This window comes from Nonlabens sp. Ci31 (genome assembly GCF_012974865.1).
In the GTDB taxonomy this organism is placed as follows: Bacteria; Bacteroidota; Bacteroidia; order Flavobacteriales; family Flavobacteriaceae; genus Nonlabens.
In genome coordinates, this window is the sequence record NZ_CP043633.1 from 1 (window position 1) to 13,158 (window position 13,158).

General features: G+C 37.5%; 13 protein-coding genes. 8 read left to right on the forward strand and 5 right to left on the reverse strand.

Annotation, left to right across the window (positions count from 1 at the left end):
- Both dnaA and F0365_RS00010 read left to right on the forward strand, forming a co-directional pair.
- Positions 1 to 1,428: a chromosomal replication initiator protein DnaA gene (gene dnaA / locus F0365_RS00005; RefSeq protein ID WP_101011957.1), complete on the forward strand. Its 1,428-nt coding sequence runs from the start codon at positions 1 to 3 to the stop codon at positions 1,426 to 1,428.
- A 23-nt stretch (positions 1,429 to 1,451) separates the two neighbouring features.
- Entirely contained in the window at positions 1,452 to 1,901 is a 450-nt protein-coding gene (locus F0365_RS00010; protein ID WP_169934697.1) for a low molecular weight protein-tyrosine-phosphatase, read from the forward strand.
- A gap of 90 nt (positions 1,902 to 1,991) precedes the next feature.
- Here F0365_RS00010 and F0365_RS00015 read toward each other — a convergent pair whose 3' ends face one another.
- The 4 genes from F0365_RS00015 to F0365_RS00030 all read right to left on the reverse strand — a co-directional run bounded on the left by F0365_RS00015 (position 1,992) and on the right by F0365_RS00030 (position 5,944).
- Complete coding sequence (locus F0365_RS00015) at positions 1,992 to 3,047, reverse strand: AMP-binding protein (protein WP_169931762.1); 1,056 nt, start codon at positions 3,045 to 3,047, stop codon at positions 1,992 to 1,994.
- Positions 3,048 to 3,053: 6 nt separating this feature from the next.
- Positions 3,054 to 4,016 carry a CPBP family intramembrane glutamic endopeptidase gene (locus tag F0365_RS00020; protein WP_169931763.1) on the reverse strand — a complete coding sequence of 321 codons (963 nt, stop codon included), beginning with the start codon at positions 4,014 to 4,016 and terminating at the stop codon, positions 3,054 to 3,056.
- A 2-nt stretch (positions 4,017 to 4,018) separates the two neighbouring features.
- Positions 4,019 to 5,062, reverse strand: a complete 1,044-nt coding sequence (locus F0365_RS00025) for an o-succinylbenzoate synthase (RefSeq protein ID WP_169934698.1) — start codon at positions 5,060 to 5,062, stop codon at positions 4,019 to 4,021.
- A gap of 432 nt (positions 5,063 to 5,494) precedes the next feature.
- Positions 5,495 to 5,944, reverse strand: coding sequence for a DUF4442 domain-containing protein (locus tag F0365_RS00030; RefSeq protein WP_169931764.1), 450 nt, complete (start codon positions 5,942 to 5,944; stop codon positions 5,495 to 5,497).
- Positions 5,945 to 6,104: 160 nt separating this feature from the next.
- On the opposite strand from F0365_RS00030, the gene F0365_RS00035 reads away from it, so the two are divergent.
- The 4 genes from F0365_RS00035 to F0365_RS00050 all read left to right on the forward strand — a co-directional run bounded on the left by F0365_RS00035 (position 6,105) and on the right by F0365_RS00050 (position 9,689).
- Positions 6,105 to 6,605, forward strand: a complete 501-nt coding sequence (locus tag F0365_RS00035; protein WP_169931765.1) for a DUF4870 domain-containing protein — start codon at positions 6,105 to 6,107, stop codon at positions 6,603 to 6,605.
- A 1-nt stretch (position 6,606) separates the two neighbouring features.
- Positions 6,607 to 6,948 carry a PadR family transcriptional regulator gene (locus F0365_RS00040; RefSeq protein ID WP_169931766.1) on the forward strand — a complete coding sequence of 114 codons (342 nt, stop codon included), beginning with the start codon at positions 6,607 to 6,609 and terminating at the stop codon, positions 6,946 to 6,948.
- Positions 6,945 to 8,753 carry a PspC domain-containing protein gene (locus F0365_RS00045; RefSeq protein WP_169931767.1) on the forward strand — a complete coding sequence of 603 codons (1,809 nt, stop codon included), beginning with the start codon at positions 6,945 to 6,947 and terminating at the stop codon, positions 8,751 to 8,753. The genes F0365_RS00040 and F0365_RS00045 overlap by 4 nt, the downstream gene beginning before the upstream one ends.
- Positions 8,754 to 8,864: 111 nt before the next feature.
- Positions 8,865 to 9,689 (forward strand): GIN domain-containing protein, encoded by an 825-nt coding sequence (locus F0365_RS00050; RefSeq protein ID WP_169931768.1) that lies wholly within the window; start codon positions 8,865 to 8,867, stop codon positions 9,687 to 9,689.
- 203 nt (positions 9,690 to 9,892) lie between these two features.
- Here the strand turns inward: F0365_RS00050 and trxB are convergent, their stop codons facing one another.
- Entirely contained in the window at positions 9,893 to 10,879 is a 987-nt protein-coding gene (gene trxB / locus F0365_RS00055; protein ID WP_169931769.1) for a thioredoxin-disulfide reductase, read from the reverse strand.
- A 117-nt stretch (positions 10,880 to 10,996) separates the two neighbouring features.
- On the opposite strand from trxB, the gene F0365_RS00060 reads away from it, so the two are divergent.
- Both F0365_RS00060 and F0365_RS00065 read left to right on the forward strand, forming a co-directional pair.
- Positions 10,997 to 11,545, forward strand: coding sequence for a cupin domain-containing protein (locus tag F0365_RS00060; protein ID WP_169931770.1), 549 nt, complete (start codon positions 10,997 to 10,999; stop codon positions 11,543 to 11,545).
- A 58-nt stretch (positions 11,546 to 11,603) separates the two neighbouring features.
- The gene (locus tag F0365_RS00065) at positions 11,604 to 13,136 is read left to right on the forward strand and encodes a Na+/H+ antiporter NhaC family protein (protein ID WP_169931771.1); all 1,533 of its coding nucleotides are present in this window, start codon (positions 11,604 to 11,606) and stop codon (positions 13,134 to 13,136) included.
- Positions 13,137 to 13,158 lie beyond the last annotated feature (22 nt).

A 13,158-nucleotide genomic window follows, 5' to 3' on the forward strand; every position in this document is an offset into this window, starting at 1 on the left:
ATGGCACTGACATCAGAATCGGTATGGGAAAATTGTCTAGTATTTATAAAAGACAATATCGCTGCCCAAGCCTACAAAACATGGTTTGCACCAATCAAACCTGTAAAGCTAACTGATACTGCCCTAAGTATACAAGTACCCAGCCGTTTTTTTTATGAATGGCTAGAAGAACATTACATCAAATTATTAAAAACTGCGCTTACACGTGAATTAGGAGAAGGAGCTAAGTTGATCTATGCGATCAAGATGGAAAATCCTACCAAAGGAATGGAAGCTTTTACCGAAAAGATTCCTAGTAGCAACCGCTCTATTAACAATTCACAGTCTGTGGATGCACCAGTAAGAAGTAAAAGTCCTGAGCTTAAAAACCCATTTATTATTCCTGGAATTAGAAATGTAAAAATTGAGTCACAACTCAATCCATCTTATAATTTTGAAACATTTCTAGAAGGAGATTCTAATAGACTAGCACGCAGTGCTGGAATGGCCGTTTCTAATAAACCTGGTGGAACTAGTTTTAATCCGTTGTTGATTTTTGGTGGTGTAGGATTAGGTAAAACACATCTTGCTCATGCTATAGGTGTAGGAATTAAAGAAAACTATCCAGATAAAACAGTTCTTTATATCAGTGCCGAAAAGTTTACACAACAATATATAGAGTCTGTACGTAAGAATAATAGAAATGATTTTATTCACTTCTACCAGATTGTAGATGTCCTTATTGTAGATGACATTCAATTCTTTGCTGGAAAAGCAAGTACACAAGATGTCTTCTTTCACATTTTTAATCACTTGCATCAAAATGGAAAACAAGTCATTCTAACTAGTGATAAGAAACCTGTGGATATGCAGGATATTGAACAACGCCTTCTTTCTCGTTTCAAATGGGGACTTAGTGCAGAGTTGAATCATCCAGATTATGAGACTCGTGTTTCCATTATCAAGAATAAGCTCTACCGCGATGGCGTAGAGATGGATGATGATGTCATCCACTACCTAGCAGATAATATTAAAACGAATATTAGAGAACTGGAAGGAGCGATCATCTCTTTGATTGCGCACTCTTCTTTTAATCGTAAGGAAATCACCATAGATCTTGCTCGTAAGATCGTAGAAAACTACGTTAAGAATACAAAACGAGAAATCTCTATCGACCAAATACAACAAGTAGTAAGTGATTACTTCTCTATGGATGTAGAAACTTTACAATCCAAGACGCGTAAACGTCACATTGTACAAGCCAGACAACTAGCGATGTATTTTTCTAAAAAACTTACTAAAGCTTCTCTTGCAAGTATAGGAACCCAAATAGGTAAAAGAGACCACGCTACCGTACTGCACGCCTGTAAAACAGTGGATAATCTTGCTTCTACAGATAAACAGTTCAACAAATACGTAGAAGACCTTCATAAAAAATTAGCTAATTAGTGAACGAGAAAACGAACATATTAATGGTATGTTTAGGAAACATCTGCCGATCTCCACTCGCTGAGGGCTTGATGAGATCAAAACTCAACTTTACCAAATTTACGGTAGACAGTGCTGGAACAAGTGGTGGACATAAAGGACAAGCTCCTGACAAAAGATCCATCGCCGTTGCAAACAAAAACGGCTTAGATATCTCCAATCAAAAGAGCCGCAAGCTTATAAAAGAAGATTTTAAAAATTTTGATATTCTTTATGTAATGGATCAGTCTAATTACAATGACGTCATGGCACTAGCCATTACAGAAGAAGAGAAGAAAAAGGTGGTCAAAATTCTAGACGAAGTTTTCCCTGGTGAAAACCTAGATGTACCAGATCCTTATTTTGGAGGCTCTCAAGGATTTGAAAATATATACCGCATGCTCGATCGTGCTACCGATGTTATTGCTAAGCAAATTGACAATCGTATAGAATAATCACAGCAGTCAGTAGAAAAATAGCCCATCAAAATCTAACGATTTTGATGGGCTATTTTTTAAAAGCTCCTCATTTCATCCAAAGCTTTTCTATCGATGATCAGAAAATAATTTTTCTAAAATCACTCGTTTATCCATTTTACCGGTATGTGTTAAAGCAAACTTATCTACAAAATGAATTTCTTTTGGTGTTTCAAATTTACCCAGTTTTTGGAAGGCCTGTTGTACGTTTCTTTCTTTGCCCTCAATAATCAAAATTACTTTTTGTCCCAATTCTTCATCTGCTTTTCCTGATATAAAAAAGGACTCTGAAATATGATGAGATAGTTTTTGTTCTACTTGGGCAGGATGCACTTTTACAGATCCTGTATTGATGACATCGTCTACTCTACCCAAGACTTTGAATTGTTTGTCATTAATCAACTCTACCAGGTCATTAGTAACTAAAGAAGTTCTCGCTAATTGAGGTGCATGAATTACCAATCGGTTTTCTTTATCTTTTTCAATTTGAACATTTTCCAAAACGGTGTAATTCTCTTCATAAGTAGGATACAACTCTCTTACCGCAATATGAGAAGAGGTCTCTGTCATTCCGTAAGTGTGAAATGCTTTGGTATGCTTTCCTTTCAGTTTTTCAATAAGACCTTGAGAAACAGCTCCGCCACCTATGATAACTTTTCTAGCTTTGTGAATATCATCTAGAGATTTAGAAACTTGCAAAGGAGACATGGCCGTAAAGTCGTATCTCTTTTCGGCTTTTCGAAGTGGTGTCGTACTAGGCTGCACGAGATCTAAATGCCATCCTAACGTCATAGCGCGCACCATCATCATCTTTCCAGCTATATAGCTCAAAGGCAAGCAGCACAACACGTCTTTTTCTGCTCCTATATTAAAATACTTTCCTGTCATTACCGCACTATTAATCATGTGCTGTTTGTCTAGTTTGTATTCTTTGGGCACACCTGTAGACCCGCTAGTTCTCACGGTGACTACTTCAAAATTATCCAGCCAACTCAAGAGGAAATCGCCTATTTGCTTTTCCCATTCTTCGCCCTCTTTGATGTAACTATAAGCAACGATCATGACTCCTTCATGATTTAAGGAGTGACCATTTAATTTAAAAGTCGGATGTATTTTAGGGATCATAATTTATTATTCTTGAAATTCGTCATAAGAAGATACTCCTTCTATTGCGAGAAACTCTTTCTTGCTCAGTACCCTACCAAACAATTTTTCTTTCCAGTTTTTCCATTTATAAATCTTACCTAAGATAATTAATAAAATAGGATAACCTATAAATATAGGTAAGGCGTCTATGATAGAAAAAGAGGGCATAACAGAAGTGTCTATGTAAACAGAATCTGTTTGTATAGCGGTCCAAGTAGAGGTTATTAATAAGGAGCCAACTATATTATTTGCCGCATGAAATCCCAACGCAAGTTCTAATCCCTCGTCCAGCAAGGTCATCGCTCCTAATACCAGCCCTGTACCTATGTAAAAAATCATTATGGAAGGACCTAATTTCTCCACTTCTGGATTTGCAGCATGCATCACTCCAAATAATACAGAAGTGACTATCCAAGAAACAGCCCTGCTTTTAGTGGCTATACCCAAACCTTGAAGCAATTGCCCTCTGAACAGGTATTCCTCAAAACTTGTTTGAAATGGAAATAACACTAATGAAATGATAAGCAATGGTAAAAAACTAGTCCAATTAAATTGCAACTCATAATTTTCAGGAACGGAGTAAACAGCAATAAGGGTGGTCGCTGCAGAAAAGGTTCCCCAAAGCACAAACATAAAGCCTATGCGTTTCCAATCAATCTTTTTACGAGAAGTAGTTAAATGAGTAAGTGTCTGTTGGTGAATAAATTTTACCCAAAAGAATACCGCAAATAAGCCAACGACGAAAATCATAAGATTTACAGCTAAGAAAACATTCTTCCCCATTTGATCAATCATTTGACTCATCAGCACCTCCATAGACTGATCGCTTTCAGAGAGCATCAGCTTTGTAGACACGTAATTAAAAGCCATCAAGAGTATAAATAGTACTGGAATTACAAAAAAGTTCCAAGTCCCTAGTTTTCCTTTATAACCTTGTTCTATATACATATTTACCATTTTAAATCATTAGTATTCCAACTGCCAGATGCGTTACAATACAAATGACCTTTTTTAATCTCTAGAGGTGCGTCTATATTATTAGTAAAAAGCGACCCTGTTCCCAGTCCTTGTGGCATTTTATTCCCCAACGTGTAGGTAAATTGCGCAATCGCATTAAGACCTATATTAGATTCCAGCGCACTAGTGACCCACCAGTTGATAGCTCTTTCTGTTGCGAGGTTGACCCATTCTCTACTGCTCTGAAAACCTCCTATTAAAGCGGGCTTTAAAATGATGTACTGTGGCTTTATGGTTTCCAGACAATTTATTTTCTCTTCTATGTCGTACAAACCTATCAATTCTTCATCAAGTGCTATGTCTAAAGGCGTGTGCTCACAAAGCCTTGCCATTTCTTGCCATTGTCCTTGTTGTATAGGCTGCTCAATACTATGCACTTGATATTGGGCTATTTCTTCCAATTTCCCCAATGCATTCTCTGGAGTAAAAGCTCCATTAGCATCTACTCTTATGGTGATCTCGCTTTCGCGAAAGCGGGAACGTATCAATTTTAAAAGACTCATTTCAGACTCAAAATCAATAGCACCTATTTTCAATTTAATACAGTCGAAGCCTGCCCTAAGTTTTTCTTCTAACTGCTGCATCATATAATCTTGATTCCCCATCCACACTAAGCCATTGATAGAAATAGCATCCTGTCCTTCTGTAAACATAGAAGGAAATAGCGTAAAAGGGTCACTGGACTGCAAGGACTTCATCGCTATTTCATAACCAAATAAAATAGACGGCCATTCTTTTAACGCCTGCATCATTTTTACAGGTGGCAAATTGATGTGATCACAAGTCCATTGCAGTTGTTCTTCAAAATCTGGTCGGTCATCTATAGAAAGACCTGGAAACATATTCACCTCTCCTATTCCTTTCTTCACTCCGTTATCGATCATCAAAAACCAGGTGTTTTTTGTTTTTAAAACACCACGGGAAGTCCCCGCAGGTTGCTTGAACTCTAAAACGTACTTCTGGAAAGCTGCTTTCATGGGGTGAAGATAGTCAGTAAGAATAATTTGAATTGATAAAATGACCATAAAGATTTGAGTTTTCTAACTTTTGAGAAAAAACCTAAAAGTCCCATTGTCCTGCAGACATTTCTCCAGAGAAGAAAGTATAAGAGAATTTCACCAAGTCAATTCAAAAAATGAAAAGCATTTCCCTTTTATAGAGGGAAAACAGGTTGTCGACAAATTTAGCTTTGCTAAATGAGCAACCAAAAGGGTTTTTCGGTTGATAATTTTGTACTATAAATTCTCGAAAATGAAACAGCAAGCCCCATTGTCCTGCTGACATTTTCCCAAACGGGAAAATATTAGAGAAGTAATCTAGCTTCTTGGAGACTAAAACCAATTCCAGATAAATCTGGAAACTACTATAATACATATTATAAATCTCAAGCCATATCTTCTGAGATTTGCTTACTTCCTCTTCACCGTCCATTCAAATTGAAATTCGCTCACTTGCACTCCATTTTCGTTCACCCCCTTAGAGGTCATCCATAGGGTTTGCCCTTCTCCTGTAGCTATTGTTTTTGCTATTGCTTCTTTTATCGCCGCTCCATCATGACATTTAAAAGTAATCAGTCCTGTAGCTTTTTTAGTGAAAGAGGCTTTATTATTGGCCACAAGCATAGAAACCTTGGCGTCACTTTTATGTATATAAGACATCACTAAAGACCCAGTAGAAAGCTCTGCTGCCATAGCTTGTACGGCAAAGTACATGCTCTTAAATGGATTTTGATTGAACCACTTGTGTTTTACGGTAACCGTACAGTTTTCTGCATCGATTTCTGTACATCTCACACCCGTCCACCAGCAACTCGGTAGCTTTAAAAAGGTAAATGCGTTAATTTTTTTAGGCGTGATCATAACTTTAACATTTTACACAAAAGTAATGAAAAGGCTTGTATGTATAACGCTTTCGCGAAAGCGAAACCAGCTAAAATAAGTGACTATATAAAATATATGGTACTTTGTATTGCATATTACTATCTTTTAGATATATATTTGCATAAGAAAATAATAGGCTATGGAATCAACAAACCAAAATAACTACAATAATATCGCTACCGGTATTCATTTATTAACTTTCGGAAAATGGATTTTTCCTTTAGGGAATTTTATCCTTCCCATTTTGTTATGGATGATTAATTCTAAGAAATCTGATTTTATAGATAGACATGGAAAACAAGCGATTAACTTTCAGATCAGCATCACGCTTTATACGATTGTACTGGCTTTTATAGGCGGTGGCATTATCATAGGGTCGATGATTTCTGGTGGTCCTAGTTTATGGGAAGCCATAGATAACGCTAATGATTTTCCTTTCTGGAACGACATGGGCATCTTTAGTACTATTATAGCAAGTGGTGTTATTTGTGGTACGGCCATACTTATTCTAGGTGTTGTCGATCTGGTATGTACTATTCAAGCGGCTATTAAAGCCCATGACGGTAAAGATTACAATTATCCAATAACGATTCATTTCATACCTCATCATGACGAGGTGGAAGTACCTAATAAAAAATAATATGAAGATAGAAAATACAAAAGCGCAAATGCGTAAAGGCGTACTAGAGTACTGCATTCTATCCGTCTTAAAGGAAGAAGATGCCTACGTGGCAGAGATTCTGAGTACCTTAAAAGATGCTAAAATGCTGGTAGTAGAAGGAACCATATACCCATTGCTAACGAGACTTAAAAATGCAGGACTGCTCAATTACCGCTGGGAAGAAAGTACCGGTGGACCGCCACGTAAGTATTACGGACTTACGGAAACAGGTAAAATTTTCCTGACAGAACTGACCACCACTTGGGACGATCTTAAAAATGCCGTTAATTTAGTAACCAAATCAAAAATGACCAAATCATGAACAAGACCATCAATATAAACCTAGCTGGGCTGTTCTTCCATATAGATGAAGATGCCTTTCAACGACTGCAACGTTACTTAGCAGCGGTACGTAAATCATTTGCCGGTACCAGTGGTGCTGACGAGATAATGAACGATATAGAATCCCGCATTGCCGAACTTTTTCTTGAAAAAAGAGCTAATGAAATGCAAGTCATCTCCATTACTTATGTAGAAGAAGTCATCGATATCATGGGGCAACCTGAAGATTATGAAGTGGATGAAGAAATTTTTGAAGAGCAAACTTCTCGCAAACAATACAGAAGTAGTGGTAAAAACAAACAACTCTTTAGAGATACTCAAAACGGTTATATAGGCGGTGTTTCTGGTGGTATAGGATACTATTTAGGAATAGAAGCGGTATGGGTACGTGTTATTTGGGTGCTTTTGGTCTTTTTTAGTGTAGGCTGGGCCATTCCTGTTTATGTATTACTATGGATTCTGGTACCAGATGCGGTAACTACAAACCAGCGACTTACCATGATGGGAAAGGAAGTAAATATTTCTAACATTGAGGAAAATTTTAAGCAGGGTTTTGATCCTGTGGTCGATGGGCAGACCGACGCCGACCACCATATCGTAGGTCAAAAAGGAAAACGAGGTTCTATTAGGTTTTTTAGCCTTTTAGGTCGTTTAATTAAGGGGTTTTTCAAAGCTTTAGTGAAAGTTATAGGGCTGATTGTATTTTTGGCAGCATCTACGGCGCTCATAGGTCTAGTTGTTTCTATGATCACAGCAAGTTTTGTTTCCGTTGATGGTCAGAATTTGATACATATTTTTGATTTAGTTGTTCCTCACCAGGAAGCATCTTGGGTATTGTTAACCGCTATTATTTTTGCTGCAGGAATACCGCTATTAATTCTGGCGGTTTTAGGTCTTAAGTTATTGGTTAATAATTTGAAGTCTATTGGAATGCCTGCTAAAATAGTTTTGGTTGTATTATGGATCATATCAGTTATAGTTCTCAGTGTCTCTGCTGCTAGGATTGCAGCAAGTCAAGCCTTTGATGGAAATGTTATTGAAGTAAATGAATTTGCTGTGGATAAAGAAAAAGTGTTCCACTTGCAATTACTAAAGGATACTGATTTAGGAGATCAAATTTATGTCAATAACAATGGAATCAAAGTGATTGATTACAAAGGAGAAAAAGCCATAAGAATCAATGAGGTTCATGTTGCCATTGCAGTAAGCCGCGACAGTCTTGCTCACGTCAACATTAATTTTAAAGCCAAAGGAGATTCTTTTGACACTGCAAAATTAAATGCCGAATCTTTAGTTTATAATTATGAGATAACAGACTCTACTTTTATTGCACCTAATTATGTCATCGCACCTAAAGGTTCTGGACTCTTTGGCCAAAGAGTTAATGTAACGATTTACCTACCTGAAGGAACGAAGGCAAAATTAAACAAGAGGTTTCAACGTAATTACTACAAGTGGATCGCCGATGATGCAATTGATTTAGGAAGAAATAGTAATAATACCTACCAAATTAAAAATGGTAAAGCAGTATGTTTAGACTGTCCTATTAAAGAGAAAACAAGAGGTGAACATAATAATCCAGCAGAACCTAACGATAAGCAGCAAAACAGAGTTATAGACTCCACCACTACCACCGATGGGAAATGGAAATACTCTGATGGCGATGATGGCAAAGTTAGCAGGACAAAACCTTTGACAATAGGTGGTGTAAGAATTGGCAAAGTAACTGTTACTAAAACCAAAAAAGTGGGACCTGTTACCATTACAAAAACCGACACCTATTAGAAACAATTTTCAGTTGACGTTCTACGCTTGTGATTGAGATGTAGAACTCTTAGCCGCTCCATTTCGCTATGGAGCGGTTTTTGTTTTACCTTTGACAAATAAATTATCATCATGAAAAAAATACTGCTTTTTGTTTTTGCGTTGACTACTACCATAACAAGCGCACAAGATCTGATCAAAGTAAAAGGAAACCGTGAGGTAACCACAGAGATAAGTCCTATCGCACCTTTTAAAATGTTAGAGATAAGCAATGACTATGAAATAGAAATCGTACCAGGTGCTTCTCCACAAGTAGAAATCACTACAGACTCTAATTTGCATCAATACCTTGCGGCGAGTGTTATTGATGGCAAACTGGTGGTTACCACTACCGCTAGAATACGTTCTAAAAAAGAAATGAAATTTCGCATCATTTACGGACCTGAATTAAAAACTATAACCGTTACTGATGATGCCGTGCTTTCTTCTGTTACCAGTCTTATATTTGAAGAACTGGAATTGAACATAGAAAAAGATGCTGAAGTTTTTATAACCGCAAGCGTAGAGCGCTTAACTCTTAATGCAGAACGCAGTACCAAATCAGAATTGAATCTTAGTGGAAAAAATGCCGTCATCAATCTTAAAAATAATGCTGATGTAAAAGCATTGATCAAATACGACAACTTAGAGTTGCATATGAAAGATCGCGTAGATGCAAAAATAGAAGGAGATATCAAAAACGGTCAAATGACCATGACTGACACAGCTTCCCTAGAAGGCAAGAACCTAGTTTTTGATGATTTAGAATTAAAAATCAACAATAATGCAAAGACAGAAATTAATGTGAAAAATAACTTTTCCTTAAACTCTAGTGATGATGCAGAAGTAACTCTTTACAACACTCCTAAAATAGAAGTGAAGAAGTTTATCGGAAAATCAGTATTAAAGAAAGAATAAGTATTAAGTCTTACGTAGAATTTAAAAATCCTCTAATCATACCAATTGATTAGGGGATTTTATTTTTAGTTAATCATCCAATTTTCAGACGTTAAGAAACCATTTTAAGCAAGTTGTACACCTGCTTTTTAAACTAAAAAAGTCTCTTTGAAAATAATTCAAAGAGACTTTTTTTTAGGATCAAATAACAGCTTGTGATGTACTTATTTAATACTGTAATCTCCAGCTTTAACTTCTTCCACTATACCTATTTCGGCTAGGTAGCGCTCAGAGTCTAGAGCTGCCATACAACCTGTTCCTGCAGCAGTAACCGCTTGTCTATAGATCTTATCCTGTACGTCTCCAGAGGCAAAAACACCTGGAAGATTTGTTTTGGTAGAACCTGGTATCGTATTTAAATAGCCATCTTCTCCCATATCTAATTGACCTTTAAAAATATCTGTATTAGGCTTGTGACCTATAGCGATAAAAATTCCTGTAATATCGATCTCATGCTTTTCATGCGTTTGATTATTTACAATGCGCAATCCTTCCACTACCGAATCTCCGAGAACTTCATCCACCTCAGAATTATACAAGACTTTTATATTCTTTAAGCCATGCACTCTGTGTTGCATCGCTTTTGAAGCACGCATATGGTCTTTACGTACCAACATGGTAACACTCTTACATATGTTAGCTAGGTAAGATGCCTCTTCTGCAGCAGTATCTCCTGCCCCGACTATAGCCACATCTTGATTTTTATAAAAGAAACCGTCACAAACAGCACAAGCACTTACACCACCACCGCGCAGTCTTTGCTCACTAGGTATATTTAAATATTTTGCAGTTGCTCCTGTAGAAATGATTACGGTATTCGCTTCTATTTTTGTTTTACCATCTACGATAGCAGTATGTATCCCTCCTTTTTCTTTAGAGAAATGTACTTCAGTAACCATTCCTAAGCGTACTTGCGTGCCAAAACGCTCTGCCTGTTTCTGTAGATCAACCATCATTGTAGGCCCGTCGACCCCATCTGGATACCCTGGGAAATTGTCCACTTCTGTGGTTGTAGTCAATTGTCCACCTGGCTCCATTCCTGTGTACATTACTGGTTTCATGTCTGCACGAGCAGCATAAATAGCAGCTGTATATCCTGCAGGTCCTGAACCTATGATCAAACATTTTATTCTTTCTATATTCTCTGACATAATTGTAAACTTTGTTATACAAAGGTAATAGGATGACTTCTCAATACCTTAAACTAATGATCACTATTTATTATCCGTTTATTAAGGATTTCCATAATCAAGAGATACCTTTGACTAATGCCACAAGTGTACCTCAACCCTATAACTAAAGAAAAAGCCACCATTCTTAAAACCAGTGCTCAAACTCATGGCGCTTATACCTTGATAGAAGTGGAATTACAACCTGATGGAGGCAACCCCGTACATTTTCACAAGCGGTTTACAGAAGATTTCTATCCGCAAAAAGGTGTTTTAGGGGTTCACTATTTAGGTAAGGAGCTCTTCTTACCACCTGGAGCGCATTTTAAAGTTCCCTTGCTTGATGTGCATAGATTTTATAACCCAGGCGATCAATCTATAGTTTTTAGAGCAAGATTAGAACCTGGACAGCCAGGATTTGAAAACTTTATGGCGGTACTCTTTGGATTGGTGAGCGATGGAAAGACATTTGGAAAGAACCAGATCCCTTACAATCCATTTCATGCCATATTGCTACTTCATTGGGGAGACACACAAGTAGATCACTTTCTCTTTAGATTCCTTAAACCCTTATTATCTGTATTGGTTACGCTTTCGCGAAAGCTAGGTTATGAAAAACATCTATTACAAAAATATAAATCTCTTTAACATCTAGTTTGCAACTCACTTTACAAAATCGTAACATTACAGTTCATCAAACGCCCTTATGGAAAGCCAAAATATCAACCACGAAGACGAAAAAATAATTGAGAATAGAAAACTAAATATATGGGAAGCGCTGATTCCTGTTTTTGCTCTTGTTGGGATGCTCGCTGTTAATGTGTACGTCTATGGCGATGATTCTTTAAGCGGTTCCAACCAGTTTGTCTTATTATTAGGTGCTACGGTGGCTGGAATAGTGGGCTATTTTAATAAGGTTTCCTACAAAACCATGGTAGAAGAAGTGGCTCAAAACCTCAAATCTACTACCGGTGCGATTTTAATTCTATTGATGGTAGGTGCACTTGCAGGTACCTGGTTGTTGAGCGGTATTATTCCTACCATGATTTATTACGGTCTTGATATTTTAAATCCGTCCATATTCCTTGCTGCTTGTGTAATTATTTGTGCGGTAATTTCGATCGCCACTGGAAGCAGCTGGACGACTAGCGCTACAGTAGGTATTGCTTTAATAGGAATTGCTGGCGCACTAGACATCAGCGCAGGAATGACGGCTGGTGCGGTATTGAGCGGCGCCTATTTTGGAGATAAGCTGAGTCCATTGAGCGATACGACTAATCTTGCTCCTGCGATGGCTGGAACAGATCTTTTCACACACATCAAATACATGACTCTTACAACAGTGCCTACTATAGCCGTGACGCTCATTGTTTTTGTGATCATAGGGTTTTCAATTGATACCACTGGTGTGGCAGATGTTTCACAATATCAGACAGCTATTGATGCTACTTTTAATACTTCTCCAATCCTTTTTGTGGTTCCTATCATTGTCATCGCAATGATTATAAAAAAAGTATCTCCTCTAATTGCCTTATTAATAGGAACTCTTTTAGCGGGTGTATTTGCTTTGATATTTCAACCAGAATTAGTTCATGCTATTTCTGGAGTAAAAGAATGGAACGCTACAGCAATGTATAAAGGGGTTATGAATGCCATTACCGTAAAAACAGTAGTTGTTCCTGTAACTGATAATCCAGAGATTGCAGATAAACTTGCTGGCCTCTTTGAAGGAAAAGGAATGGAATCCATGTTGGGAACGATCTGGCTGATTATTTGCGCGATGGTTTTTGGCGGTGTTATGGACGCTATAGGTGCTTTATCCCGCATCAGCAGTGCATTGCTTAATTTATTTGATTCTGTTTTCGGGCTTTTTGCAAGTACTGTAGTAAGTTGCCTAGCGATTAATGTGACGGCAAGTGATCAATACCTAGCCATCGTTGTACCTGGAAAAATGTATGCTAAAGCTTTTGAAGAAAAAGGTCTTGCCCCAGAAAACCTTTCTAGAACTCTAGAAGATTCTGGTACGGTAACCAGCGCGCTGATTCCATGGAATACCTGTGGAGCTTATCAAAGTACTACCTTAGGCGTGGACGTAAAGGATTACTTTATCTATGCAATATTCAACTGGCTTTCTCCTTTTATGACCCTATTATTTGCTGCTTTTAGGATTAAAATCAAACAACTAAGTGTTCAAAAACCTACCATGAGTACGCTAGGAGAAGATCCTTCACAATTATAAGAACAACGCTATACTGATGGCT

Coding starts and splice junctions, on each gene's coding strand:
- dnaA (WP_101011957.1), top strand. CDS start 1: ATGGCACTGACATCAGAATCGGTATGGGAAAATTGTCTAGTATTTATA.
- F0365_RS00010 (WP_169934697.1), top strand. CDS start 1,452: ATGGTATGTTTAGGAAACATCTGCCGATCTCCACTCGCTGAGGGCTTG.
- F0365_RS00015 (WP_169931762.1), bottom strand. CDS start 3,047: ATGATCCCTAAAATACATCCGACTTTTAAATTAAATGGTCACTCCTTA.
- F0365_RS00020 (WP_169931763.1), bottom strand. CDS start 4,016: ATGTATATAGAACAAGGTTATAAAGGAAAACTAGGGACTTGGAACTTT.
- F0365_RS00025 (WP_169934698.1), bottom strand. CDS start 5,062: ATGAAAGCAGCTTTCCAGAAGTACGTTTTAGAGTTCAAGCAACCTGCG.
- F0365_RS00030 (WP_169931764.1), bottom strand. CDS start 5,944: ATGATCACGCCTAAAAAAATTAACGCATTTACCTTTTTAAAGCTACCG.
- F0365_RS00035 (WP_169931765.1), top strand. CDS start 6,105: ATGGAATCAACAAACCAAAATAACTACAATAATATCGCTACCGGTATT.
- F0365_RS00040 (WP_169931766.1), top strand. CDS start 6,607: ATGAAGATAGAAAATACAAAAGCGCAAATGCGTAAAGGCGTACTAGAG.
- F0365_RS00045 (WP_169931767.1), top strand. CDS start 6,945: ATGAACAAGACCATCAATATAAACCTAGCTGGGCTGTTCTTCCATATA.
- F0365_RS00050 (WP_169931768.1), top strand. CDS start 8,865: ATGAAAAAAATACTGCTTTTTGTTTTTGCGTTGACTACTACCATAACA.
- trxB (WP_169931769.1), bottom strand. CDS start 10,879: ATGTCAGAGAATATAGAAAGAATAAAATGTTTGATCATAGGTTCAGGA.
- F0365_RS00060 (WP_169931770.1), top strand. CDS start 10,997: ATGCCACAAGTGTACCTCAACCCTATAACTAAAGAAAAAGCCACCATT.
- F0365_RS00065 (WP_169931771.1), top strand. CDS start 11,604: ATGGAAAGCCAAAATATCAACCACGAAGACGAAAAAATAATTGAGAAT.